Raw genomic sequence first — 25,346 nt, forward strand, 5'->3', positions numbered from 1 at the left:
GGTCCTCCGCCCGTCGGGAGGGCCAGGATCTCACAGCGGTCCGCGGCGGCTCGCGGGCCGCGGACGACGGTGCGGGTCGTCAGGCCCCGGTGGGCGCGAGGCCGCCGGAGCGGAAGGTCCGTACGAGCTGCGCGGCGTCGTCGGCGATGATGCCGTCCACGCCCTGGTCGAGCAGGCGACGCACGTCGGCGGGGGTGTCGACGGTCCAGGCGACGACGCGCAGGCCGAGGTCGTGGGCCATGCCGACGAGGCGGTCGGCGACCCGCGGGTTGCCCATGATGACGAGCTGGTTGAGGCGCCACGCTGCGTGGGCGAACGCGCCGGCCCCGGCGAGCCGGCGGGGCGGGCGGGTGCCGGTCATCGCGGCGACGTAGAGGCGGAACAGGGACTGCCAGCCGAGCGCGGAGGTCACGCCCGCGCGGTCGCGGAGCTCGGCGAGCCAGCCGTCGAAGCCGCCGGCGACGCACACCCGGTCGGCCGCGCGCGTGCGGCGGACGGCGGCCACGAGCGGGCCGATCGCGGCCGCCTCCTTGATGTCGATGATGAACCGGGCGTCGGGGAACCAGGCCAGCAGGTCCTCGATGCGGGCGACCGGGCCGCCGCCGAGCACGGGGGTGGCCGCGAGCTCGGCCCAGGTGCGGCCGCAGACCGGGCCGGTGAGGTCGGTGACGCGGTCGAGCGTGGCGTCGTGGAAGGCCACGGCCACCCCGTCGGCGGTGACGCGGACGTCCGTCTCGAGGTAGGTCAGGCCGGCGGCCGACGCGCGGGCGAAGGCCTCGGCGGTGTTCTCCGGCGCGTTCGCGAGCCCGCCGCGGTGGGCGATCGCCCACGGGCCGCGGTGCGCGCCGTAGGGGAGCGAGCGGGGGGCCTGCGGCGCCGGGAGCGGCTCGACGTCGACCGGGGCCCATGCCGGCGACGGGGCCGAGGGGTGCCACGGCGGGAGGTCGACCGTGTGCGTGGGGGAGACCGCGCGGGGGGCCGGGGCCGGTGCGGTGCGGGCCCCGGCGACTGCGGGGGCCGGCGGGAGAGGGTGCGCCGGCGGGGCGGCGGTGCGCGCCGGTGGGAGCGTGCGCGCGGGGGCCGAGGGTGCGGCGAGGTCAGCGGACGAGGAAGCCTCGAACGACGTACCGGGGTCCACGAGGATGGCCACGGCTCCATCCTGGGACGGTGCCGGCCGGATCGGCCGTGGCGCGGCTCACGATCATGAACTGTTCACCGAGCCGCCGCCCGGGTGTCGTCGAGGGGTTGCCACGAGGTCGCTCTCGGGGCCGTCCGGGCTGGTCGGGCGGGGCGCCGGGGGTTCGTCGTCGTCGGTGGAGGGGTGTGCGTCGTCGGCGGGGCGGGTGTCCTCGGGCACGGCGGGCCGCTCGGCCACGTGCCGGACCGCGAGGCCGACGGCACGGGTGCGGCGTCGGCGGCGGAGGCGTCGCACGACGAGCACGACGACGACGATCGCGCCGATGATCCCCAGCACGAGCGAGTACGTGGTGACGACCTCGTTGATGAGCTCCGAGCCGCGCTGGCCGAGGTAGTAGCCCGCGACGACGAACACGGCGTTCCACGTGCCGGAGCCGACCGCCGTGGCCAGCCCGAAGGTCAGCGGGTTCATGCGTTGCGTGCCGGCGGGCAGCGAGATGAACGCGCGGAGCATGGGGATCCAGCGCACGAAGATCACCGCCCACGCCCCGTACCGGTCGAAGAACGCGGTCGCCCGGTCGATGTCCGCCGACTCGGTCAGCGGGACCTTGAGCAGGAGCCGCCGTGCGCGGTCCGGGCCGAGGAGGCGGCCGCCCGCGTAGATGACGTAGGCGCCGACCACCGAGCCGAGCGTCGTCCAGCCGAGCGCCCACCAGATCCCGTACCCGTTCTGCTCGGCGAGCATCCCGACGAACGGCAGGAGGATCTCGCCGGGGATCATCGCGACGAGGTTCTCGAGGGCGAGGACGAGCGCGATGCCGGCGCCCCCGAGGGCGTCGACGACGGCGAGCGACCAGCCGACGAGATCCACGGGGCGGCTCAGGCGTGCGTGAGGACGGCGACGAGGAAGTCCGACGACGGGCGCAGGGCGCGCAGATCCCAGGTGCCGAGGAGGAGGTCGGGGGCGAGCCCGGCGGCTCCGGCGTCGGAGAGGAAGTCGTCGACCGGGTACCCGCGGTCGGGCCCGAAGCCGATCGCCGCGCGGCCGTCGGCGGCCAGGTGCCGTGCGAAGCCCTCGAGGGCGGGACGGCGCTCGGAGCGGGCGAGGAACGTCATGACGTTGCCGGCGCAGACGATCGCGTCGAACGGCTCGGCGGCGCCGGCGCGGTCGGCGAGCGCGGAGTCCAGGTCCGCGATGTCCCCGACCAGCCACTGCGGGCCCGGGTGGAGCGCGCGGGCCTCCTCGACGAGCTCGGGGTCCAGGTCGACGCCGACCACCACGTGGCCGGCGGCCGCGAGGTGCCCGCCGACCCGGCCCGTGCCGGCACCGGCGTCGAGGATCCGTGCGCCGCGGGGGACCAGCGCGTCGACGAGCCGCGCCTCGCCCGCCAGGTCCGCCTCGTTGTCCGCCATGCGTCGGAACCGCTCGATGTACCAGCGGGAGTGGCCGGGATTCTCCGCGAGCATCGCGGTCCAGCCGTTGACGTCGTCCACGTCCCGACACTAGCCGCGGGCCGGGTACGGCGGGCAACGGTGTGGACGGGGGAGAACTGGCCGGAACGGCAGGTGGTGGGTGTGGACGGGGGTGCGTGGGTGCCGCCGTCGGCGGTGCGACGGGTGGGCGACAATGGCGAGGACATGACGACACCACCAGGGGCCGCGCCCGCACCGGGGGACGAGCCGATGCCGCGGGAGATCTGGGTCCTCGTCGTCGCCTCGTTCATCGTGGCCATGGGGTACGGCCTCGTCGCGCCCGTGCTGCCGACGTACGCGCGGTCGTTCGGGGTCGGGGTGACGGCGGCGACCGTCGTCGTCTCGGCGTTCGCCCTCATGCGGCTCGTGTTCGCGCCGGTCGGCGGAGGACTGGTGGGCCGGCTCGGTCCCCGGATCGTCTACGTGGCGGGCCTCGTCATCGTCGCGCTCTCGACCGGCGCGAGCGCGTTCGCCGGCGACTACTGGCAGCTGCTCGTGTTCCGCGGGCTCGGCGGCATCGGGTCGACGATGTTCACCATCTCCGCCGCGTCGCTGGTCATCGCGCTCGCCCCGGTGGCGAAACGTGGACGGGCGTCGGCGCTGTTCGGGTCGGGCTTCCTTCTCGGCAACGTCTTCGGGCCGGTGCTCGGCGCAGCCCTCTCCGGGCTCGGGCTGCGGGCGCCGTTCGTCATCTACGGTGTGGGGCTGCTCGTCGCGGCCGCGGTGGTGGCCGTCTTCGTGCGGCCGTCGCGGGCCGAGCGCGAGGCCGCGAAGGCCCGCGTGGTCGCCGAGCCCGCGCAGCCGCCCATGCGGGTGGCCGAGGCCATGCGCGATCCCGCCTACCGGGCCTCGCTCGTCTCGGGGTTCGTGCACGGCTGGGCCAACCTCGGCGTGCGGATGGCGATCGTCCCGCTGTTCGCACTGACCGTGGCGGGCTCCGGGCAGTGGTCGCCCGGCGTGGCGCTCGCGAGCTACACGATCGGCACGCTCGTGGCGCTGCGCTGGACGGGGAGCGCGATCGACCGGGTGGGGCGGCGGCCGCTGCTGCTCGGCGGGCTCGTCGTGTCCGCGGTGACGTCCGTGCTCATGGGCCTCTCGCCGCACGTGGTCATGGTGCTCGGGATGTCCGTCCTCGGTGGGCTGTCCGCCGCGGCGATCCAGCCCGCGCAGCAGGCCGTGCTCGCCGACGTCGTGGGGCGCGAGCGCAGCGGGGGGTCCGTCGTGGCGCGGAGCCAGATGGCGATGGACGCCGGCACGATCCTCGGCCCGATCGTCTCGGGCCTGCTCGTCGACGAGCTCGGGTACGCGTGGGCGTTCGGCCTCGCCGGGGTGATGCTGCTCGTCGGCGCGATGCCGTGGCGGACCGCGCCGGAGACGCTGGGGCGGGAGTCACGGGAGGCCTGACGGGCACCGTGTGCCGTCGGGTGGCGGACGTGCCTACGGTCGCCCCATGGGTGCGAGCGACGTGAGCGAGACGGGGCGGGCGGCGGACGTCGTGGTGGTCGGGGCCGGGGCCGCCGGGTGCGCGCTCGCGGCCCGGCTCGCGGACCTCGGCCGTCGCGTGATTCTCGTCGAGGCGGGCGCGTTCACCTTCGACCCCGTGGTCACGGTCCCTATGGGGTTCGTGCGCACGATGACGCGGCCGGGCCTGTCGTCGCAGTACGAGGTGCGTCCGGCGCAGGAGGGGGTCGCGCCGGAGCCGGGTGGTGTCTGTCCCGAGCCGGCTGGTGAGGAACCTGACCCGGCTGGTGACGACACCGGCGGGAACGCCCACGGCTCCTCCGAGACGTGGCTGCGCGGCCGCGGCCCCGGCGGCTCCACCCTCGTCAACGGCACGATGTACCTCCGCGGCGAGCCGCATCTCTACGACGCGCTCGCGGCCGACCTGGGCGCGCACTGGTCATGGCGCGAGTTCGAGCCGGCGTTCGAGGCGATCGAGCGCCGCCTCCCCGTGCCGCCGCCCGCGAGCGACCCGGGGGACTCGGAGGTGCTTCGGGCACTCGCCGGCGGGCTCGCCTCGACGGGGGTGCCGTTCGTACCCGACGTGCGTGCCGCCGTCGGGCCCCGTGCCGGACGGACGCCCGCGTCGATCGTGCGAGGCCGTCGCGCCGCCGCGTGGCGCCTCGTAGCTCGGCACCTCGCGACGGGGCGGGTGCGGCTGGTGCAGCGGGAGCGCGCGGTGCGGGTGGTCCTCGAGCGCGGCCGGGCGGTCGGGGTCGAGGTTGTCGACGCGAAGGGTCGGCGCCTGCTGCACCGCGGCCGGGAGGTCGTGCTCACGGCCGGTGCCCTGGAGACCCCGCAGCTGCTCGAGCGGTCGGGAGTCGGGGACCCCGACCGGCTCGCGTCGCTCGGCATCGAGCTGCAGGTCGCGTCACCGCAGGTGGGAGAGGGGCTCAGGGAGCAACGGGGCGCGACGGTCAAGGTGCGCGTCCGTGACGGCCTCGGGATGAACGCCGCTCTGCGGGGGCGGGGCCTGCGCCGCTCGGTCCTCGAGTACCTCCTCACCGGCTCCGGACGCCTCGCGCGCGGGCCCTACGACCTCGTGGCGTCCGTCGATTCTCGCGGCGGTCAACACCCTGACCTGCAGCTTCTCCTCACCGAGGTCTCCACCGACGACGACGGGCTGACCCCCAGCGGGCACGCCGGTCTCATGGTGCAGGCGTTCCCGCTGGTCCCGCGCGCCACCGGGTCCGTCCATGTGACCGGGGCGGACGTCGACGCGCCACCCGAGGTTCGCGGCCCGCTGCTCGGCGACCCCGCGGACCGGGAGATGGCCGCCCGGGCGCTCGAGGCCGCGCGCGCCGTCGTCGGGTCGGACGCGGTTGCCGCGATCGATGCCGAGGAGCTGGTGCCGGGACGTCTCGTGCCGTCCGGCGACGTCGCGGCTGCGGCGCGGTACGTGCGGGACACCGGCGGCGCGATCTTCCACTCGGTGGGCACGGCGGCGGCCGGCGGGACGGGCGCGGTGCTCGACGAGCGGCTGCGCGTGCGGGGTGTCGGCGGGCTGCGGGTCGCCGACCTGTCCGCCTTGCCCTCGCACACCTCGGGCGGGACGCAGTCGGTGGCGATGGCTCTCGGGCACCTGGCCGGCGGGTGGATCGGCGAGGACGGTGTGGCTGGCCGCGAGGCGCACCGTTGACGGCGCGGTGGGCGACGGAACTGCTGTGGCCGGCCCTCCGGCCAGGGTCGTTGTTTCCGGCGGAGGGGTGACGCGGGGTTCGTCGTCGTCGGTGATGGTCCTGGGGGCGACGTGCTAACGGGGTGGGTCGAGGCGCGCGGTGAGGGCGGCGGAGACGTCGGCGTCGAGCAGCTCAAGGTCCGTGACCGCGTCGAATGCGGCGTCGATGCAGGTGGCGAGGTCGGCTGAACGCCTCGGGATCCACTGGCGGTAGGCGGCGACGGCGACGGACAGTGCGACCTCGCCGACGAGCTGGGGGCCGAAGGCGGAGGCCTCGGCCTGGAGGCGGCGGGCCGCGAACTCGGCGATCGCGCGTCGCCAGCCCTGGAACTTGAGCAGGGATCGGGCGATGAGGTCGGGCTCGGTGAGGATGAGGCGGAGGCGTGCGCGGTGCTGCGCCATGCCCTCCGGCGGGACGCGGTTGAAGTCGACCACGGCGGTCCGCAGCGCCGCCATCATCGGGACGTCGTCGTCGACCTCGGCGAGGGCGGCACGCAGACGCTCGACCTCCGCCTCGAAGTCGCCCCACACCACGTCCGCCTTTGTCTCGAAGTAGCGGAAGAAGGTGCGCCGGGAGACGCCGGCCGCGGCGGCGATCTGCTCGACCGAGACGTTGGCGTACCCGTGCTCGGTGAAGAGCTCGACGCCGATCGTGGCGAGCTCGTGGTGCGTCGTCGCGCGAGGGCGGCCGGGGGGTCGGTCGGAACCGGTCGCGGCCCGGTCGTCGGGACCGCTCGTCGTCGTGTCGTCGTCTCCGGTGGGCCGTGCCGGGGCGCGCGGGCCGCCGCCCGCCCCGTCGTCGCTGACGTCGTCCTGCATCGCTCCGTCCCCTTCAGGAATCCATTGCAGTGGCACCCAGTGTCATATACGCTCCCATGAGGATCGTGTGGGCTGGCCCACACATCAGGACGAGGCCCTGGCGACCGTTCGAGGAGGAACGCATGACCCAGTCCACCACGGCACCGTCCTCGGCCTGATCCGCCGCCCGCGGCCTCGTGCGCGCGGGACCCGGCGAACGACCGAGAGGCGGGTGCCCTCCTCGGTCGCGCGCACCACCACACCGACGTGAGGAGCACAACCATGGCAGGACGACTCGAGGGCAAGGTCGCCTTCATCACCGGCGCGGCCAAGAGCCAGGGCAGGAGTCACGCGATTCGGCTCGCGCAGGAGGGGGCCGACATCATCGCCGTCGACATCCTCGAGGACATCGCCACGGCGCCCTACGCGATGGGGACCCAGGAGGAGATGGACGAGACGGTCCGGGCCGTCGAGGCGCTCGACCGGCGCATCGTCGCGCGGCAGGCCGACGTCCGGGACTCCGCCCGCCTGACCGAGGTGCTCGACGAGGGTGTGGCCGAGCTCGGGCGGCTCGACATCGTCTCCGCCGGTGCCGGGATCGTCTCGGGCTTCCGGCCGTCGGAGGAGATTGACGAGCAGACCTGGCAGGACATGATCGACATCAACCTCACCGGTGTGTGGAAGACGTGCAACGCGGCGATCCCGCACCTGCGTGCCTCCGGCGGCGGGTCGATAACCATCACGAGCTCTGTCGTCGCGCTCAAGCCGGCCCAGAACGTCGTGCACTACGTCGCCGCGAAGATGGGTGTCATCGGGGTCATGCGGGTGCTCGCGCTCGAGCTCGCGAAGGACAAGATCCGCGTCAACACCATCCACCCGACGACGGTGGCGACGGACATGACGTTCATGCAGCCGATGTACGACCTGTTCCGGCCCGACCTCGAGAACCCGACCAAGGAGGACTTCCTCGAGGTGACGCACACGCTCAACCCGTACCCGGTCGACCTCATCGAGTCGATCGACCTGTCCAACGCGCTGCTGTTCCTCGCGTCGGACGAGGCGCGGTACGTCACGGGCATCGAGTTCCCGGTCGACGCCGGGAACCACATCGGGTGACGTGTGGCCGGGAAGCTGTAGCGGACGGACTCAGCCCGGAATATCCATCCGGATGCATGAGTTGGAGCCGGTGACGACGAGGACAGGCGGCGAGCCGCAGGTGGCGCCCGGCGACCGGCGCGGACCGCCCGCCCCACGTCCGTCATGACCGAGAGATCCGTTTGAGCATCACGACACGAAGGAGTTGATCGATATGGCTGGCCGTCTCGAGGGCAAGGTTGCGCTGATCTCGGGAGGTGCACGCGGGCAGGGGCGCTCGCACGCGGTGCGTCTCGCCGAGGAGGGCGCGGACATCATCACGTTCGACATCGCCGCGCCGGTCGAGGGCGTCAAGTACCCGGCGCCGACCGAGGAGGACCTCGCGGAGACGGTGCGCCAGGTCGAGGCCCTGGACCGCCGGATCGTCGCCCGGGTCGCCGACGCGCGCGACTTCGCGGCTGTGTCCGCCGTCGTCGACGAGGGCGTCGCTGAGCTCGGCGGGCGCCTCGACATCGTGTCGGCCAACGCCGGCATCTTCACCTTCGGCTCCCCGGCGATCGAGGAGTCCGAGGAGGACTGGGACACGATGCTCGACATCAACCTCAAGGGTGTCTGGCACACGGTCAAGGCCGCCGCCAAGCACATGATCGAGGCCGGCAACGGTGGGTCGGTCGTGCTCACGTCGTCGACCGCGGGGATCCTCGGCACGCCGAACGTCGGCTCCTACACGGCGGCCAAGCACGGCGTCGTCGGGCTGATGAAGACGCTCGCCAAGGAGCTCGGCCCGCACCGGATCCGCGTCAACACGATCCACCCGACCTCGGTCAACACCCCGATGGTGCTCAACCAGGCGCTCTACGAGCTGTTCGCCCCGGACCTGGAGAACCCGACCGAGGAGGTCTTCCGCGAGCGGCTGCAGGCGCTGCACGCCCTGCCGATCTCGGCGATCGACCCCGTGGATCTCTCGAACGCCATCCTCTTCCTCTCCTCGGACGAGGGTCGCTACGTCACGGGTACGCAGCTGAAGATCGACGCCGGCTTCACGCTCTGACCCATCGGTGCCCCGGCGCACGCGGCCGCGCCGGGGCGCCGCCCCTAGTTGACAGGTCGCGAACGGTTCACCACTGATCACGACGAAGGAGTCAGGAATCATGGCAGGACGAGTAGAGGGCAAGGTTGCGTTCATCTCCGGGGCGGCGCGCGGGCAGGGACGCTCGCACGCGGTTCGACTCGCGGAGGAGGGTGCGGACATCATCGCGTTCGACATCTGCCGGGATGTCGAGACCAGCTCGATCCCCGGCGCAACGCCGGAGGACCTCGAGGAGACGGTGCGCGCGGTCGAGGCGTTGGACAGGCGCATCGTGGCCCGACAGGTCGACGTGCGTGACTTCGATGCCGTGAAGGCGCTCGCCGACGAGGGCGTGGCCGAGCTGGGAAGGCTCGACATCGTCGCGGCGAACGCCGGGATGGCGGGTGAGCTCGGCAAGGCCGACGTGATCTCGTCCGACGGCTGGAACACGATGATCGACGTCAACCTCACCGGTGTGTGGTACACCGCAAAGGCTGCCGTTCCGCACATCAAGGCAGGTGGCGAGGGTGGGTCGATCATCATCACGAGCTCGGCCGCCGGTCTGCAGCCGTACGAGAACCAGGCGCACTACGTCTCGGCGAAGCACGGACTCGTCGGTCTCATGAAGGCGATGGCCCTCGAGTTCGGCCCCGACCGCATCCGGGTCAACTCGATCCACCCGACCCAGGTGGACACGCCGATGATCATGAACGACGCGATCTTCAAGCTCTTCATGCCGGGTAGTGAGTCGCCGACCCGCGAGCAGTTCGCCGAGATCTCGCAGGCGATGCAGGCACTCCCGATCCCGTGGGTCGAGGCGGTCGACATCTCCAACGCGGTGCTGTTCCTCGCGTCCGACGAGGCGCGGTACATCACCGGCGTCCCGCTGCCTGTCGACGCGGGCACCCTCATCAAGTAATCGACCTCGACCACCACACTCACGACGAAGGAGTCACGAATCATGGCAGGACGTATGGAAGGCAAGGTCGTCTTCATCACCGGCGCCGCTCGCGGCCAGGGGCGCAGCCACGCGCTGCGCCTGGCGGAGGAGGGGGCCGACATCATCGCCGTCGACATCGGCGAGCCGATCCTAGGAGTCACCGAGTACGCCGGCGCGAAGCCCGAGGACCTGGGCGAGACGGTCAAGCAGGTCGAGGCGCTCGACCGCCGCATCATCGCCGAGCAGGGCGACGTGCGGGACCCCGCCCGCCTCAAGGAGATCGTCGACAAGGGGGTGGCCGAGCTTGGTGGCCGCCTCGACGGCATCGTCGCGAACGCCGGGATTGACATCTTCAACCACTGGAACGGGTTCTCCCAGGAGGACTGGCAGACCACGATCGACATCAACCTCACCGGCGTCTGGAACACCGTGCAGGCTGCCGCGCCGGTGATGATCGATGCCGGGAACGGGGGTTCGATCGTGCTGATCTCCTCCGCGAACGGCATCAAGCCGGGACCGTTCAACGCCCCGTACAACGCGGCCAAGTTCGGCGTGACCGCGCTGGGCAAGTCGTTCGCCCAGGAGATGTCCAAGGACAAGGTCCGGGTGAACACCATCCACCCGGGGCCGGTCGACACGCACATGGCCGAGGGCGTCGACAGGATCATGCAGCTCGAGAGCGAGAACCCCGGGCTGCTGTCGATGCTCAACGGGTTCCCGCGGGGCGAGGACGGCATCCCGCTCATGTCCCCGCGTGAGATTTCGAACGCGGTGCTGTACCTCCTCTCCGACGAGTCCACGTGGACCACCGGGCTTGCGATGCACGTCGACGGCGGCATGTCGCAGACCTGATCCACCTGCCTCGGTGGTGTCGCCCGGATCGGGCGGCACCACCGAAGCGAGGTCCGGCCCTCAGCCGCACTCTCGACAGATCAGCGACCACCAACCGCAATCTCGACGAGCACGAACCGCAATCTCGACGAACAGAACTTCCACCGAAGGCGAGACATGACCACACAGTCCACCGGGACCCGAGACACCGGCTACGTCACCCGCATGCGGGACCACGTCGGGCAACGCGTCGTCGGGCGCGAGCACGAGCTCGACCTCGTGCTCGCCGCGGTCGCCGCGGGCAGGGACATCCTGCTCGAGGGCCCGCCGGGCACGTCGAAGTCGACCCTTCTGCGGGCGATCGCGGAGGAGTGGGGCATCCCGTTCGTCCTCGTCGAGGGCAACGCGGACCTCACGCCGAGCAAGCTCATCGGCGGGCACGACCCGTCCCGCGTGCTGCGCGAGGGCTACAAGGACGAGAACTTCGTCGACGGGCCGCTCGTGCGCGCCATGCGCGAGGGCGGGTTCCTCTACATCGAGGAGTTCAACCGCGCCCCCGACGACACCCTCAACACCCTGCTCACCGCGATGGCGGAGCGCGAGGTCACGGTGCCGCGCGTCGGCTCGGTCACCGCGCAGCCGACCTTCCGGATCATCGCCTCGATGAACCCCTACGACAACGTCGGCACGACGCGCCTGTCCTCGTCGGTCCACGACCGGTTCAACCGGCTCGTGGTCGACTACCAGGGGGCCGACGACGAACGGGCGATCGTCGCCCTGCGCACCGGCCTCGGCCCGTCGGAACCGGCCGGCACGATCACCACCCGCGACGACGACGACCAGCTCCCCGCGGATCTCGCAGCCGAGATCGTGGCCGACTCCGTGGCACTCACGCGCGCCACCCGTGACCACGAGGACACCCGCCAGGGCAGCTCGGTGCGCGGGGCGATCGACCTCGCCCTCGTCGGCGCCCAGCTGCTCGCGATGCGGGGGATCGAGACTCCCGGCGAGGGGCGCCTGACCGACGAGGACACCCCGCGCCGCCGGTACGCCGAGTCGATGCGGGACGCCGCGATGGTCGCCCTGTCCGGCCGCCTCCACGTCGACGCCGCGAGCGCGACCACCCCGGAGCGCGTCGTCCAGGAGATCTGGGAGGACCACTACCTCCTGCACCCCGCGGCGGCCGCCGGTGGTTGAAGAGAGATCGAGGCCGACTCCCCGATCCGTCGCCGGAGCGAGAAGTCCGCGGGGCGTCGTCGTCGGCCGAAGGTCCTCGACGAGGACCCCACCGTCTTCGAGCCGGCCACGGGTGAGGGCGGCGGACAGGTCCTCGTCGCCCGCGGCGAGGGCACCGGGCCCGGCGCCCAGATGCGCGGTTCCGCCGCGCCCGGCGAGACCGGCGAGGACGGCGTCGTCGTCGCGCTGGAGGACCTCGAGGAGGACGCCGACGCCGAGGCGCTGCGCCGCGCCCGCGAGATCGCCGCGGCCCTCGCCATCCCCCAGCCACCCCGTCGCGAGAACGCCCGCCGCGGGCTCGGCGACCTCGAGTCGCTGCCGTTCGTCGGCGGGGCCGACGAGATCGACCTCGAGGCGACCGTCGACAACCTCGTCGCCAACCCCGTCCCCGACGCCCGGGACGTCGTGGTCCGTGAACGGATCCGGCAGCGCCGCGCCGTCGTGCTCGTCGTCGACGTCTCCGGTTCCATGCGCGGGGAACGCGTGCGGGCGGCGGCCGCAGCGGTCGGCGCGCTCGTCGGCGAGCTGGGGCGCGACGACCTCTCCGTGGTCGCCTTCTGGTCCGACGCCGCGATCCTCGCCCCGATGGGCAGAGGGGTCTCGTCGTCGGAGATCCTCGAGCTCCTCGTGCGGATCCCCGCGCGCGGGCTCACCAACGTCGAGCTGCCCCTGCGGCTCGCCCGCGAGGAGCTCGCGACCGTCCCGGGCGCGGAGGGACGGGTCCTGCTGCTCTCCGACTGCGTCCACAACGCCGGGCCGGACCCGCGCGGTGTCGCCTCGACCCTGCCGCGCCTCGACGTCCTCCTCGACACGACCGGGGAGAAGGACGTCGACCTCGGCAGGGACCTCGCCCGGCTCGGGCGCGGGACACTGGAGACCGTGCGGTCCCACCGGGACCTGCCGGCCGCGCTGTCCCGGATCCTCGCTTCGTGAGAGAGACGTGGGACGACCCGTGACCGACCGGCACCACCCAGACCAGGCCCGCGGCGCCACGCCGTCGGGCACACCGGCGCGAGCATCGCGCCCCGAGAAGTAAGGACAGCAAGCCCATGGCCAACCCGTGGTTCGAAAGCGTCATCGAGGCGCAGCGCCGGGCGCGCAGGCGCCTCCCGAAGTCCGTCTACATGGCACTCGTTGCGGGCTCGGAGCGCGGTACGACCGTACGCAGCAACATCGACTCGTTCTCCGAGCTCGGCTTCGCCCCGAGGATCACGAACAACGCGATGAACCCGGACACGTCGACGACGATCATGGGGGCGCCCGTCGACCTTCCCGTGATGATCTCGCCGACCGGTGTCCAGGCCGTCCACCCGGACGGAGAGCTGGCCGTCGCGCGCGCCGCGGCCAACCGTGCCGCGGCGATGGGCCTGGGGGCGTACTCGTCGAAGCCGATGGAGGACGTGATGGACGCCAACCCGGGGCGCACGTTCTTCCAGCTGTACTGGTCAGGAGGGCGCGACCAGATGGCCGCGCTCGCGCAGCGCGCGAAGGACGCCGGCGCCGCGGGCCTCATCGTCACGCTCGACTGGACGTCCGGCTACGGTCGCGACTGGGGCAGCCCCAAGATCCCCGAGCAGATGAACATCAAGACCATCCTCGGGTACATCCCCGAGATCGTCCTTGGCGGCAAGTTCGACTACGCGCTCGACTGGGCGAAGACCCTGCGCCCGCCGGAGCTGTCCGTGCCCAACGCGGTGCTCAAGGGCGAGCGGGCCCCCGGCTTCTTCGAGGCGATGGGTGTCTGGCGCCAGACCGAGATCCCGAGCTGGGAGGACATCGCCTGGCTCCGCGAGCAGTGGGACGGGCCCTTCATGGTCAAGGGCATCACCCGGGTCGACGACGCGCGCGCTGCGCGGGACGCCGGCGTGAGCGCCATCTCCGTGTCGAACCACGGCGGCAACAACCTCGACACGACACCCGCCACCATCCGCCTCCTCCCGGCGATCGCCCGGGCCGTGGGGAACGAGATCGACGTCCTCATGGACGGCGGCGTCCGCCGTGGCTCCGACGTCTACAAGGCGCTCGCCCTCGGCGCGAAGGCCGTCCTCATCGGCCGCGCCTACCTGTGGGGCATGAGCGCCAACGGGCAGGCCGGCGTCGAGAACGTCCTCGACATCCTGCGGGACGGTCTCAAGGCCGCGATGATGGGCAACGGTGACAAGACCCTGGCCGACATCTCGATCGACGACCTCGTCATCCCGCCGAACTTCGCGATCACCGCGGGCGGCGACGAGGGCAACGTGTGGGGCTCGCCGGAGCTGCGGCCGCAGTCCGCGATCGACTCCAAGAGCCGCGGGGAGCGCCCGACCATCTGACCGGGCCGCGGGCCGGGGCACTGTGACCCGTTCGACGGCCCCGACCCACCGTTGGGGGGAAAGCGGCGCATTCGGTGCCCCCGATGCGTCGCTTTCCCCCCAATGGTGAGACGTCTGCCGAGCCGGCGCCGGCACGGTCGTCGAGAGTGTGCGGCTGGGGGCCCAACCGCACACTCTCGGCAGATCCATCACGATCCATCAGCACCATCCGTTCACCACGACGAAGGAGTCACAGATGTCGAAGGAGCTGCAGGGCAAGGTCGCCCTCATCACCGGAGCGGCGCGCGGTCAGGGCCGCGCGCACGCCGTCAAGCTGGCGTCGATGGGCGCCGACATCGTCGCGATCGATATCGCCGACCAGCTGCCGGCGTTCCTCAGGTATCCGTAGCCGACCGAGGAGGACCTCGCCGAGACCCAGCGCCTCGTCGAGGAGCTCGACCGGCGCATCCTCACGGTCAAGGCGGACGTCCGTGACGCGGCGGCCCTCGTGGACGCGGCTGCTCGGGCGGTGGCCGAGCTCGGCAGCCTCGACATCGTCGTGGCGAACGCCGGCATCTGCGAGCCTGCGAAGTGGGAGGACATCACGACGCAGTCCTGGCAGGACACCCTCGACATCAACGTCACCGGTGTCTGGAACACCATCACGGCGGCCGCCCCGCACATGATCGAGGCCGGCAACGGCGGCGCCATCGTCATCACGTCGAGCTACGCCGGCAAGAAGGTGCAGCCGATGATGATCCACTACACGACCTCGAAGCACGCGGTGGTCGGCATGACCCGTGGCTTCGCCGTCGAGCTCGGCCTTCACAACATCCGCGTGAACTCCGTCCACCCGGGCGGCGTCGCCACGCCGATGGGCAGCCCCGACGTCACCGACGCGATCGCGGAGTCGACCAAGGAGAACCCCAAGGTCAACCAGATGGGTCAGCCGTTCATCGGACCGGGCTGGATGGAGCCCGAGGCCATCGCCGACGCGGTCGCCTTCCTCGTCTCGCCCGCGGCCGCCAACATCACCTCGGAGCACCTCTCGGTCGACCAGGGCATGCAGTACTTCTGATCGGCCCTCACTGGCCCCTAGATGTCCACCGTTGGGGGGAAAGCGGCGCGTTCGGTGCTCCGAATCGGTCGCTTTCCCCCAGTGGTGCGGGGCAAGGCGGTCCGTCGTGTCCACCCGTGTCGAGAGTGCGGCTCAGGAAGTGTCGTCGAGCGTGCGGCCGGGGGCGCTCAGCCGCACGCTCGACAAGTGCGCGGTGGCTCCGAGCCGCAGTCTCGACGTGCACCAACCGCAATGTCGATGACGAGTGCGGTGCTGAGCCGCACTCTCGACCGGACTCGCGCACCAACCGCAATCTCGACGGGCACCAACCGCAATCTCGACGGGAGCGGGGCTACCGGCCCGGGACGAGGCCGGCGCGGACGACCGCCTGCAGGTCGCTGTGGTCGACGTCGAGCTCGCCGCCGAGGACGGCGGCCCAGCTGGGCAGCAGCTCGGAGTGGTAGCTGTGCGCGGTGCCGCCGTGCAGGGTGACGGACCGCGGCATGTCGACGGCGATCTGCCAGAACGTCACCCACGGGTACCAGTTGACGGCCGTCGAGACCTGGCGGCCGGCCTTCTCCCGGATCCACCGGGGGGCGCGCCACAGCAGGTCCGGCGACCACATGACCACGGGGTCGTTGCTGTGCTGATGGAACACGAACCTCGGCGACTCCCACTCGACGTACGGCTCGCCGAACGCCCCGTGCGTCAGCTCGCTGGGCCGTGACACGAACCGCACGTGCCGCCCGTGGTCGACGATCGGCAGCACCTCCGGGGACCCGCGGCGGGACGACGCGACGAGCTCGCGCCACATCCGCGTGAACCGGGGCGTGCCGATCCAGACCCCGCCGTCGGTGCGGGCGAGCATGTCGGCGGCCGACGAGAACGCGGCGAGCCCCCCGTCCGTGCCGAGGGACTCCCCGCCGACGAACAGCTTGGGCTGCCTGTCCTCCGGGAGCGCCCGCACCGCACGCTCGACGGCCTCGAAGAGCGCGACCCCGGCGCGCCGGGCGGTCTGTCGGTCGTAGACGAACGCGAGCCCGCTCGGCAGGTAGGAGTACTGCATCGAGACGATCGCGCAGTCCCCGCCCGTGAGGTACTCGATCGACGAGCCGTTCCACTCCTGGACCCAGCCGGACCCGGTCCCGGTCAGCACGAACACCGCCGACCGCTCGAGCCCGCCGGCCCGGATCAGCTCGCGGCACGCCGCCTCGGCCGTCTCCTCGATCTCCCGGTCCTCGAGGAACCCGGCGTAGGCGCGGATCGGCTCGCGCGCAGGTCGCCCCGTCACCCGCTCGATGTCCGCGCGTCGCGGCCCGTCGCTGACGAACACCTGCCCGTGCCGGCCGAGCGTGTCGAAGGACTCCGCCGACGCCGCCGATCCGGAGCGCTCCGGCTCCAGCGGCTCCGACCGGCCGGGCGCCCGGCGTGCGTTCTGGTCCTTGGCCTGGACGGCGAGCCGGCGCAGCACCCGGCGGACGAGGAAGCGGTCGGAGGCGTAGAGGACGCCGGCCGCCGCGATCCCGGTGGACAGCGCGGGGACGAGGACCTTCGGCGCGACCCGTCGCACGGCCGGCGAGATGGCGTGGGCGCCGGCGGTCGTGGCGCGGGCGGCGAGGAGGACGGCGCCGAACCCCGCCGTGCCGGCCGCGAGACCGGCGGCCTGCCCCACCGCGGAGACCGGCGCGGTGTCCGCGAGCGCGGCGATCTCCCGCTGACGGCGCAGCGAGAGCAGGAACGCCGCTCCCGTGCCCACGCCGAGCGCCCCCTGCCACGCGGCCTTGACCCGGCGCTCCGCGCGCGGCGACAGGTCCGAGCTGACCCGCGCGAGCCGGCCGGCCCCGCGCGCCACCCCGACCACGCCCTCGCCCACGAGGTAGCCGTAGGCCTGCGAGAGCCCGACGTTGACCGCCGTCATCCACCACTGCCGCGGCAGGAGGGAGGGGCCCAGGGCCACCCAGGTCGCGATCTGCGCCCCGGACGACCCGGCGTTGTCGAGCGCGCGAAGGATCGGGCGGGTGCGGCGCAGCGCGCCGCGAGCAAGTGAGCGCCTGGCCATGGCCCCATCCTCGCAAACGGGCCCGACGCCGTCGTCCGCCGTTCGGCTGACCTCCGCGCCCCGCGTACGGGGCTGGGTCGCACCCGGAAGGGGCTGGTCTCCCACCGACGACGGCGGGGGTCCACCCCGTGGGGGATATCCCCCAGGAACCACGTCCGGCAGCACCCTGCCGGGCGGCGCCCGCGGCGCAATAGCGTGACCGTCATGAACACGACCTCTCCCGCCGCAGGTGGCGCCGTCCCGGCCGCGGTCCCGGCCGCCGCCGTGGGCCCCGCCGACCGCACGCCGGCCGCCGAGCGACGCCGCGGCGTCCTCGCCCGCACCGCGGACCTCACGGTCTCCGGGTTCGCCGACCTCGTCTTCTCCGGCGTCGTCAGCCTCTCGCTCACGATCCTCGTCGTCACCCTCGGGGCCACCGGCGTCGGGCTCGCCGTCCTCCTCGTCGGCCTCGCGCTGCTGCTCGGCACCCTCTACCTCCTGCGGTGGAGCGTCGAGCTGCACCGCTGGAAGGCCCGGTCGCTCTACGGCGTCCCGACCGCGATGGGCTGGCGCCGGCCGCCGCCCCACGCCCGCGCCCCCGGGTTCGGCGGCTACCTCGCCCGCCAGTGGGACCACCTCAAGGACGGTGAGCTGTGGCGCGGCCTCGGCCGCATGGTGGCCGGCGCGATCCTCGGTCTCGTCGTCCTCGCGTTCGTCGTCTGGGCCGCCCAGCGCGTCGGCATCCTCGTGGCCGCCCTCGCCCGCGGCTACACGGGCGTCCCGTTCGGCCCGTGGGTGCTCGAGACCTGGGCGCTCGCGCTGGTGACGCTCCTCGTCGTCGTGCTCGCCGTCCTCGCCTGCCTGCTGTTCGCCCACATGTCCCGTGCGATGGACGCCGAGCTGCTCGGCGCCGTCACCCGCGCCCAGTACAGCGAGCGCATCGACCGGCTCGAGGGGGCGCGCCACGGCGCGGTCTCGGCCGCCGAGGACCAGCGCCAGCGCATCGAGCGCGACCTGCACGACGGCGTCCAGCCGCAGCTCGTCAACGTGGCGATGACCCTCGACATGGCGCGCCGCGCGTTCGCCACGAACCCGGCCGAGGCGCAGGCGCTGCTCGACGAGGCGCACTCCTCGTCGAAGGAGGCCATCACCTCGCTGCGCCAGACGGTGCGGGGCATCCACCCGGCCGTCCTCACCGACCGCGGGCTCGACGCCGCGCTCTCGGCGCTCGCCGCCCGCTCGACGGTGCCGGTCGACCTGGCCGTCGAGCTCGACGGGCGGCCCGGTCCCGAGGCGGAGGCCACCGTGTACTTCGTCGTCGCCGAGGCTCTCAACAACGTCACCAAGCACGCCTACGCGTCCTCCGCACGCGTGACGGTCCGGCCGATCGGTCCCGAGGGCGAGCACCTCCAGGTCGTCGTCTCCGACGACGGCGGTGGCGGCGCCACCCTCGAGGCCGACGAGACCCACACCGGGCTGCGCGGCATCCGCGACCGGCTCGCCGCGGTCGGCGGCTCGCTCACCGTGACCAGCCCCCACGGCGGCCCGACGACGATCATGGGTGAGCTCCCGTGCGGATCGTGATCTGCGAGGACTCCGTCCTCCTGCGCGCCGGGCTCGAGCGGCTGCTCTCCTCCGCCGGCCACGAGGTCGTCGCCTCGCTGCCGGACACCACCGACCTGCTCGAGGCGGTCCGCCCCGGGGTCGACCTCGCGCTCCTCGACGTGCGCATGCCGCCGACGTTCACGGACGAGGGCGTGCGGGCCGCGGTCGAGCTGCGCCGCCGCGACCCGAGCATCGCGGTCCTCCTGCTCAGCCAGTACGTCGAGCACGCCTACGCGGCGGACCTCGTGGCCCAGCACCCGCAAGGGCTCGGCTACCTGCTCAAGGACCGCGTGGCCGACGTCGGCGACTTCCTCGAGGACGTCGACCGCATCGCCGCCGGGGGCACCGTCCTCGACCCGGAGGTCGTCTCCCAGATCCTCGTCCGGACCCGAAGGAGCCAGCCGTTGTCCGACCTCACCCCGCGCGAGAAGCAGGTGCTCGCGCTCATGGCCGAGGGCCGGTCGAACGGCGCGATCGCGGCCGCCCTCAAGGTCTCGCCCGGATCCGTGGAGAAGCACGTCTCCGCGATCCTCCTCAAGCTCGACATCCCCAACACCCGAGACGAGAACCGCCGTGTCCTGGCGGTCCTGCGCTACCTGGAGTCCTGATGAGCACCGACGACACCACCCGCGAGCTCCCCACCACCCGCACCGACGACCCCGGCCGACCCGGTCGCCCCGGCGAGCCCACCCGCGCCGGCCGACCCGGCCGCACGATCCTCGTCGGCATCTCGGCGCTCCTCGTCGGCGCGTCCGCCGTCGGACCGGCCTTCGGCTACGTCCAGGGCCGCGACGACGGGCAGCCGATCGACGAGAGCGGCACGACCGCGGCGACCAGCTTCGCGATCGACGCCGACCGCGCCGACGTCACCATCGTGCGCACCGACGGCGACGAGATCGACTGGTCGGTGACCGGCGGCCGCGCCACCACGCGGGTCGAGCTGACCGAGGACGGCGACACCGCCCGGCTCGAGGTCGACGACGCCCGCGAGAGCTGGCTCGACGTCGGCCCGTCGTTCGACGTCAGCTGGATGGGCAGCGCGGTCACCCCCACGGCGCGCGTCACGCTGGCCGTGCCTGAAGGCACCGACATCGACGTCGCGAACGACTTCGGACAGCTCGAGGCGGAGGACGTGGCGCTCGGCGACCTCGGGGTGTCCGCCTCGTTCGGAAGCGTCCGTGTCTCGGGGTCGGCGGAGAACCTCGACCTCGAGCTGGACTACGGCGACGCCACCGCGACCGACCTCGCCGTCACCGGGACGATCGAGATCTACGCCGACTTCGGCGACGTCGAGCTCCGATCGCCCGAGGTGCCCGCGGCGGTCGACGTCGAGTCCTCCTTCGGGGACGTCACCGTGGCCCTGCCGCCCGCGAACTACTCCGTCTCGCACACGTCCGACCTGGGCGAGGCCAGCGACCGGCTCGAGAAGAACGGGGACGGCGACCCGGTCCCGGTGCGTCTGCACACGAGCTTCGGGGCCGTGACCGCCGAGACCTACTGACGTCGGGGCCGCGACCTACTGACCTCCGGCGCCGCGCGTGGCAGGATCTGCCCACCGCGGCGCCGCGAGGGTGCTGCTCGTGGTGGGGGAGCACGGCATGGAACGGATCGAGACCGTCCTCGGCGAGATCAGCGCATTCATCTGGGGGCCGTGGGTCCTCATCCCCCTCCTGGGGCTCACGGGCGTCCTGCTCACGATCCGCCTGCGGGGCATCCAGTTCCGGACCCTCGGCGCGGCGCTCCGGCTCGGCATCGGTCGCCGCAGGGACGAGGGGGCCAAGGACGGTGACCTGTCCCAGTTCCAGGCCCTGACCACGGCCCTCGCCGCCACGGTCGGGACCGGCAACATCGTGGGCGTCGCCACCGCGATCGGCATCGGCGGGCCCGGCGCCCTGTTCTGGATGTGGGTCACCGGCCTGTTCGGCATGGCCTCGAAGTACACCGAGGCGTTCCTCGGCGTCCGCTTCCGCACGACCGACGCCGCCGGCGAGAAGTCCGGCGGCCCGCAGTACTACCTCGAGCGCGGGATCCGCGGGCCGCTGGGGAAGTTCCTCGGCCTGTTCTTCACGATCGCGGCCGCGATCGCCGCGTTCGGCATCGGCAACATGACGCAGGGCAACTCGATCGCCGGCAACATCGAGGGCTCGTTCGGCGTGGACCGGTGGATCACCGGCATCGTGCTCACGGTCTTCGCGCTGATCGTCCTCGTCGGCGGGATCAGGTCGATCGGCCGCGTGACCGCCGCGTTCGTCCCGGTGATGATCGTCTTCTACGTGCTCGGCGCGGTGTTCATCCTCGCGGTCAACGCGGGCGACCTGCCGGCTGCGCTCGGCCTGGTGTTCACCGACGCCTTCACCGGCACCGCGGCGACCGGCGGCTTCGTCGGGTCCACGATCATGCTCGCCGTCCAGTTCGGCGTGGCTCGCGGCATCTTCTCCAACGAGTCCGGCATGGGGTCCGCCGCGATCGCCGCGGCCGCCGCGCGGACGACGCACCCCGTGCGCCAGGGGCTCGTCTCGATGACGCAGACGTTCATCGACACGATGATCGTCGTCACCTGCACGGGTCTGGTCATCGTCACCACCGGCGTGTGGGACGTGGGCGAGGACGGCGCCGACACGATGACCGGCGCCGCGTTCAGCCACGGGCTGCCGGGCGACTGGGGCCACTACATCGTGACGATCGCGCTGGCGATGTTCGCGTTCTCCACCGTGCTGGGCTGGGCCTACTACGGCGAGCGCTGCATGGAGCGCCTCTTCGGCCGCCGGCTCGTCATGCCCTACCGGATCGTGTTCTCGCTCGTGGTCTACGTGGGCTGCACCGTCCCCCTCGCCGCGGTCTGGAACTTCTCCGACGCCGCCAACGGGCTCATGGCCCTGCCCAACCTCATCGGGCTCGTCATCCTGTCCGGCCTCGTGGCCCGCGAGACGCGGCACTACCTCCGTCACGACCCGAGGCTCGAGGCCACGAAGGACGAGGTCGACGCGTTCATGGCGGGTCATCCCGGCGGCATCGACACCTACGAGGAGACCGGGCGGTAGGACCACGCACGACGGCGAACGGCGACGAGAGACGACGCCGGACGACGACGAGCTGCGGGTCGACGTGGGCCGGCGTCGCGCGACGACCCCGCTCCGCAGGTGATCGTGGGCCGACGACGACGGGGCCCGGGCAGCAGCGCTGCCCGAGCCCCGTCGAACGTGCCTCGTGAGGTCAGGCCTCGGTGACCTGGCCCGCGCCGTTGTCGAGGTGCGCGCGGACGAACCACTGGAACTTCTCGAGCTCGGCGGTCTGGCCGATGAGGAGGTCCTCGGTCATCGGGTCGACCTCGCCGGTGGCCGTGATGGCCTTGCGGTGGTCCTCGATGACGCCGGTGTAGACGTGGTCGATCGCGGCGAGGTGCTCCTGCGTGCTCGCGCGGCCCACGGCGTAGTCCTCCCACGTGCGGTCCTTGACGAGCGCGCCGGGGGTGCCGATCGGCTCGGCGCCGAGGGTGGCGATGCGCTCGGCGACCTCGTCCGCGTAGCCGCGCACGAGCTCGATCTGCGGGTCGAGCATCTCGTGCACCGCGATGAAGTTCGGGCCCACCACGTTCCAGTGCGCGTGCTTGAGCGTGAGGTGGAGGTCGTTGAGGGCGTGGAGGCGGTGCTGCAGCTCGTCCGCGACGGAGCGCCCCTCGGTCAGGGAGAGGCCCGGGACGGTGTAGCCGGAGTTCGTGGAGTCAGCCATGATCAACCCTTCCGCGGCGGGTGACGCCGCTTGTCTCTGAGTCCCGCTCGGGGCGCGTCGTGCGGCGTCCGGCGGTGCGGGACGAACAGGTTCCATGCTAGTCGGGGCCGTGCTGAGGCGGCCACCGGAACCGCATCATTCCGCCCCTGGAGAGATGTCTGACCTGACACGCAGGACAGGCTCACCTGCCCGCGAGGACCGCCGTGACGTCGTCCAGACCGGTGTGTGCGGTGAGGGCGAACCAGATCCCGAGCACGACGCCGAGGACGCCCACGGCGACCGCCCACATCGGCGGGCGACGGGTGGGGTCCTCGCTGCTGCGGAAGCGGAGGAGGAGGGCGATGAACGCTCCGAGGAGGAAGCCCGCGGCGACGACCTGGAAGACGTCGAGACGGAAGTACTCGACCACCTGCCCGTTGACCGTGCTCATGTTCTCGATGTGGAAGTTGAGCACGAACGGCAGGATGGCGAAGATGGCGGTCACCCAGGTGGGGGCGGGGATCCGCTGGTGCCACTTCTGGGTGGGGGCGGCGTCGGGGGCGGAGGCAATTCCGGTGGCGGGGGCGTCCGAGTCCTGGGGGCGCGCGGGCAGCGGGGTGGCCATGGCTGCATCGTGCCTGGCCACGGCGGTCGCCGCCGGGCGTGGGCGGGGGAGCGCTGCCCGGTCAGAGGTCCCCGGTCAGCGCTCCCGGGTCCGGCGGGCGCGGACCGGCGGTCCGCTCTCGCTCCCGGTCAGCGCTCCTTCGCGAGCAGCCGCTCGACGCGCGGCCTCACCTCGGTGGCCATGAGCGTGATCGACTCGTGGACGTGCTCGGTCGGCACGCCGCCGAGGTCCATCTGCAGGAAGTGCCGCTCGTGGCCGAGGTGGCGCCAGGCGTCGACGATGCGCTCGGCGACGGAGTCCGGGTCGCCGACGACGTACGCCCCCTCGCCCTGCGCCTGCGCGAGGTAGGCCCGCTGGTCGGGCTCGGCCCACCCGCGCAGCCGGCCCATGTCGAGGTTGATCGCGTACCAGCCGGGGTAGTACCGCTCGAGGGCCTCCGTCGTCGTCGGCGCGACGAGGCCGAACGATCCCACGGAGACGCGCGCCCGCTCCGGGGCGTGCCCGGCCTGGGCGGCCGCGCGGCGGTAGAGCTCGACCTGCCGGGCGAACCGCGCGAAGGTGCCGCCGATGATCCCGAACGACAGCGGGAGACCCATCTGCCCCGTGCGCAGGGCGGAGGACGGGTTGCCGCCCGTGGCCACCCAGATCGGCAGCGAGCCGTGCACGGGTCGGGGCACGACCTCGAGGTCGTCGATCGCGGGGCGCGTCCGACCGGACCAGGTGACGCGGGGCCCGTCCGCCTCGTTGAGGGAGAGCAGGAGCGAGAGCCGGTCCGCGAACAGCTCGTCGTAGTCCTGGAGGTCGTGGCCGAACAGCGGAAACGTCTCGACCGACGAGCCGCGCCCGGCGATGATCTCCACCCGGCCGCCGCCCGCGAAGGCGTCCGCGGTGGCGAACTGCTGGAACACGCGCACCGGGTCGTCGGTCCCGATAATGCTCGCGCCGGACGACAGGACGATGTCCCTCGTGGTCGCCGCCGCGGCGGCGAGGATCGTCCCGGGCGACGACGCCGGCGTCTCCGCCGTGTGGTGCTCCCCGACGGCGAAGAACTCCAGGCCCGCGCGGTCGGCGTGCTGGATCGTCCCCAGCAGCTTGGTCATCGCCTCGTGCGAGGGGTGCGGGGACAGGTCGTCGTTCCGCAGGGCGTCGCCGAAGCTGTAGGCGCCGAGCTGGATCGTGGGTGCGGGCACGGGAGGTCCTTCGTCCGGTGGGTTGCTGAGGGGTGGTGGCGCTGCGAGGCGTGGTGCCGGCGCCGCGGGTCGGGTGGGTCGGTCGGCGGTCAGCTCGCCACGGCGTACCCGGCCTCGGCGAGGATCGCGCGGATCTCCGCGGCGTCGTGGCGCCTCCCGTCGAAGATCTCCGTGCCCTGCTGGAGGTGGGCGGCGGCGGCGAGCGGACCGGCGTCGACGGCGTCGAACCCGAGCGCCTCGACGAGGGCGGCCACGCGGGCGGTCGCGGCCGGGTCGTCGGAGGCGACGGCGAGCGCCCGACGCTCCGGGTCGCCCGCGGGGCGGGCGTCCTCCTCGAGCTCGTGGTAGCCGATGTGGTTGAGGGCGCGCACGACGGTGGCGCCGGGCAGGTGCTCCGCGAGGACCTCGCTGGAGGAGCGGGGGTCCTCCTCGAGCCGGGCGATCGTGCCGTCGACGGGCGGCCAGTAGTTCATCACGTCGACCACGGTTCGACCGGCGAACGTCGCCGGGTCGAGCGTGGCGGCGCGGTGGAGCGGCAGGGCGAGGACGACGAGGTCGCACGCCGCGGCGTCGGGGATGTCGACGGCGCTCGCTCCTGGGGCGCTGACGTCGACGAGGAGGGAGTTCTCCACGGCCGGTCGGTGCGTGGCGACGCGGACCTCGTGGCCGACGGCCACCAGTGCGCGGGCGAGGGCGGTGCCGACGCGACCGGCGCCGACGATGCCGACGGTCGGACGCGCGGTGGGCCCACCGGCGGCGGACAGAGCGCCCGAGGCGCCCGGGGTGGTCGTGCTGTCGTGAGTCACGCGGAGCTCCTGGCGCGGGCGACGGCCCGCTTCGATGCGAAGTGATCTATATCGGGCAACACCTGTCCTGCCCGCGTTGTTCCACGAGGCAGGGAACGGGTGTGCGGGTGGCGGCGGACGCGCGGTGCGCGGGCGGCGGAGCGGGTGCGCGGTTCCGGCGTGGTGCGGGGGATCCGGGGTGCGCGCGAGACGCACGGCGTGAGATCCGCCGTCCGGGCGTCGTCGTCGGGAAGACTGGCCCTCCCGCGGGAGCCGCCCGCGGCGGG

General features: G+C 72.8%; 22 protein-coding genes and 1 pseudogene. 14 read left to right on the forward strand and 9 right to left on the reverse strand.

The annotated features are described in order from the left end of the window. Positions 1-79: 79 nt before the first annotated feature. The 3 genes from ACZLMO_RS07005 to ACZLMO_RS07015 are packed head-to-tail and all read right to left on the reverse strand — an operon-like array spanning position 80 to position 2,604. Positions 80-1,150: a glycerophosphodiester phosphodiesterase family protein gene (locus ACZLMO_RS07005; protein ID WP_463653295.1), complete on the reverse strand. Its 1,071-nt coding sequence runs from the start codon at positions 1,148-1,150 to the stop codon at positions 80-82. Positions 1,151-1,201: 51 nt separating this feature from the next. After that, positions 1,202-2,008: a DedA family protein gene (locus ACZLMO_RS07010; protein WP_463653296.1), complete on the reverse strand. Its 807-nt coding sequence runs from the start codon at positions 2,006-2,008 to the stop codon at positions 1,202-1,204. A gap of 8 nt (positions 2,009-2,016) precedes the next feature. Next, positions 2,017-2,604: a class I SAM-dependent methyltransferase gene (locus tag ACZLMO_RS07015; protein ID WP_463653325.1), complete on the reverse strand. Its 588-nt coding sequence runs from the start codon at positions 2,602-2,604 to the stop codon at positions 2,017-2,019. A gap of 171 nt (positions 2,605-2,775) precedes the next feature. Here ACZLMO_RS07015 and ACZLMO_RS07020 point away from each other — a divergent pair, with 171 nt between their 5' ends. Continuing rightward, the gene (locus ACZLMO_RS07020) at positions 2,776-4,014 is read left to right on the forward strand and encodes an MFS transporter (protein ID WP_463653297.1); all 1,239 of its coding nucleotides are present in this window, start codon (positions 2,776-2,778) and stop codon (positions 4,012-4,014) included. Between the two features lie 46 nt (positions 4,015-4,060). Next, positions 4,061-5,749: a GMC family oxidoreductase gene (locus tag ACZLMO_RS07025; RefSeq protein ID WP_463653298.1), complete on the forward strand. Its 1,689-nt coding sequence runs from the start codon at positions 4,061-4,063 to the stop codon at positions 5,747-5,749. Positions 5,750-5,863: 114 nt separating this feature from the next. Here ACZLMO_RS07025 and mftR read toward each other — a convergent pair whose 3' ends face one another. Beyond that, positions 5,864-6,607, reverse strand: a complete 744-nt coding sequence (gene mftR, locus ACZLMO_RS07030; protein ID WP_425713795.1) for a mycofactocin system transcriptional regulator — start codon at positions 6,605-6,607, stop codon at positions 5,864-5,866. Positions 6,608-6,868: 261 nt separating this feature from the next. Between mftR and ACZLMO_RS07035 the strand changes: the two genes are divergently transcribed. The 8 genes and pseudogenes from ACZLMO_RS07035 (at position 6,869) to ACZLMO_RS07070 (ending at position 15,129) form a co-directional block, all read left to right on the forward strand. Continuing rightward, the gene (locus tag ACZLMO_RS07035) at positions 6,869-7,702 is read left to right on the forward strand and encodes a mycofactocin-coupled SDR family oxidoreductase (protein ID WP_425713794.1); all 834 of its coding nucleotides are present in this window, start codon (positions 6,869-6,871) and stop codon (positions 7,700-7,702) included. 193 nt (positions 7,703-7,895) lie between these two features. After that, on the forward strand, positions 7,896-8,732 hold the full coding sequence (locus ACZLMO_RS07040) for a mycofactocin-coupled SDR family oxidoreductase (RefSeq protein WP_425713793.1): 837 nt from the start codon (positions 7,896-7,898) through the stop codon (positions 8,730-8,732). A gap of 100 nt (positions 8,733-8,832) precedes the next feature. Next, positions 8,833-9,669 carry a mycofactocin-coupled SDR family oxidoreductase gene (locus ACZLMO_RS07045; RefSeq protein WP_463653299.1) on the forward strand — a complete coding sequence of 279 codons (837 nt, stop codon included), beginning with the start codon at positions 8,833-8,835 and terminating at the stop codon, positions 9,667-9,669. A 42-nt stretch (positions 9,670-9,711) separates the two neighbouring features. Beyond that, a complete protein-coding gene (locus ACZLMO_RS07050) occupies positions 9,712-10,542 on the forward strand; it encodes a mycofactocin-coupled SDR family oxidoreductase (protein WP_463653300.1) in 831 nt (276 codons plus the stop codon). A 156-nt stretch (positions 10,543-10,698) separates the two neighbouring features. After that, positions 10,699-11,718, forward strand: coding sequence for an AAA family ATPase (locus ACZLMO_RS07055; protein WP_463653301.1), 1,020 nt, complete (start codon positions 10,699-10,701; stop codon positions 11,716-11,718). A gap of 171 nt (positions 11,719-11,889) precedes the next feature. Further along, entirely contained in the window at positions 11,890-12,690 is an 801-nt protein-coding gene (locus ACZLMO_RS07060; protein WP_463653302.1) for a vWA domain-containing protein, read from the forward strand. Positions 12,691-12,806: 116 nt separating this feature from the next. Beyond that, on the forward strand, positions 12,807-14,072 hold the full coding sequence (gene mftD / locus ACZLMO_RS07065; RefSeq protein ID WP_463653303.1) for a pre-mycofactocin synthase MftD: 1,266 nt from the start codon (positions 12,807-12,809) through the stop codon (positions 14,070-14,072). Positions 14,073-14,307: 235 nt separating this feature from the next. Then, positions 14,308-15,129 (forward strand): annotated as a pseudogene (locus tag ACZLMO_RS07070) (mycofactocin-coupled SDR family oxidoreductase). Positions 15,130-15,460: 331 nt separating this feature from the next. Here the strand turns inward: ACZLMO_RS07070 and ACZLMO_RS07075 are convergent. Next, positions 15,461-17,167: an alpha/beta-hydrolase family protein gene (locus tag ACZLMO_RS07075; protein ID WP_463653304.1), complete on the reverse strand. Its 1,707-nt coding sequence runs from the start codon at positions 17,165-17,167 to the stop codon at positions 15,461-15,463. A gap of 204 nt (positions 17,168-17,371) precedes the next feature. Here ACZLMO_RS07075 and ACZLMO_RS07080 point away from each other — a divergent pair, with 204 nt between their 5' ends. The 4 genes from ACZLMO_RS07080 (at position 17,372) to ACZLMO_RS07095 (ending at position 21,792) form a co-directional block, all read left to right on the forward strand. Then, positions 17,372-18,730, forward strand: a complete 1,359-nt coding sequence (locus tag ACZLMO_RS07080; RefSeq protein WP_425715254.1) for a sensor histidine kinase — start codon at positions 17,372-17,374, stop codon at positions 18,728-18,730. Continuing rightward, complete coding sequence (locus ACZLMO_RS07085) at positions 18,718-19,359, forward strand: response regulator transcription factor (protein ID WP_425715255.1); 642 nt, start codon at positions 18,718-18,720, stop codon at positions 19,357-19,359. The genes ACZLMO_RS07080 and ACZLMO_RS07085 overlap by 13 nt, the downstream gene beginning before the upstream one ends. Next, positions 19,359-20,252, forward strand: coding sequence for a DUF4097 family beta strand repeat-containing protein (locus ACZLMO_RS07090; RefSeq protein WP_463653305.1), 894 nt, complete (start codon positions 19,359-19,361; stop codon positions 20,250-20,252). Before ACZLMO_RS07085 ends, ACZLMO_RS07090 begins: the two co-directional genes overlap by 1 nt. 97 nt (positions 20,253-20,349) lie before the next feature. After that, positions 20,350-21,792 carry an alanine/glycine:cation symporter family protein gene (locus ACZLMO_RS07095; protein WP_463653326.1) on the forward strand — a complete coding sequence of 481 codons (1,443 nt, stop codon included), beginning with the start codon at positions 20,350-20,352 and terminating at the stop codon, positions 21,790-21,792. A 172-nt stretch (positions 21,793-21,964) separates the two neighbouring features. Here the strand turns inward: ACZLMO_RS07095 and ACZLMO_RS07100 are convergent, their stop codons facing one another. From ACZLMO_RS07100 to ACZLMO_RS07115, 4 genes are all read right to left on the reverse strand, one after another. Further along, a complete protein-coding gene (locus tag ACZLMO_RS07100; RefSeq protein ID WP_425715259.1) occupies positions 21,965-22,480 on the reverse strand; it encodes a Dps family protein in 516 nt (171 codons plus the stop codon). Positions 22,481-22,661: 181 nt separating this feature from the next. After that, positions 22,662-23,084, reverse strand: coding sequence for a hypothetical protein (locus ACZLMO_RS07105; RefSeq protein ID WP_463653306.1), 423 nt, complete (start codon positions 23,082-23,084; stop codon positions 22,662-22,664). Positions 23,085-23,212: 128 nt separating this feature from the next. Then, positions 23,213-24,274 carry an LLM class flavin-dependent oxidoreductase gene (locus tag ACZLMO_RS07110; RefSeq protein WP_463653307.1) on the reverse strand — a complete coding sequence of 354 codons (1,062 nt, stop codon included), beginning with the start codon at positions 24,272-24,274 and terminating at the stop codon, positions 23,213-23,215. Between the two features lie 89 nt (positions 24,275-24,363). Continuing rightward, positions 24,364-25,080: an NADPH-dependent F420 reductase gene (locus ACZLMO_RS07115; RefSeq protein WP_463653308.1), complete on the reverse strand. Its 717-nt coding sequence runs from the start codon at positions 25,078-25,080 to the stop codon at positions 24,364-24,366. Between the last annotated feature and the right edge of the window lie 266 nt (positions 25,081-25,346).

It is taken from the genome of Georgenia sp. G2120, from assembly GCF_055326485.1.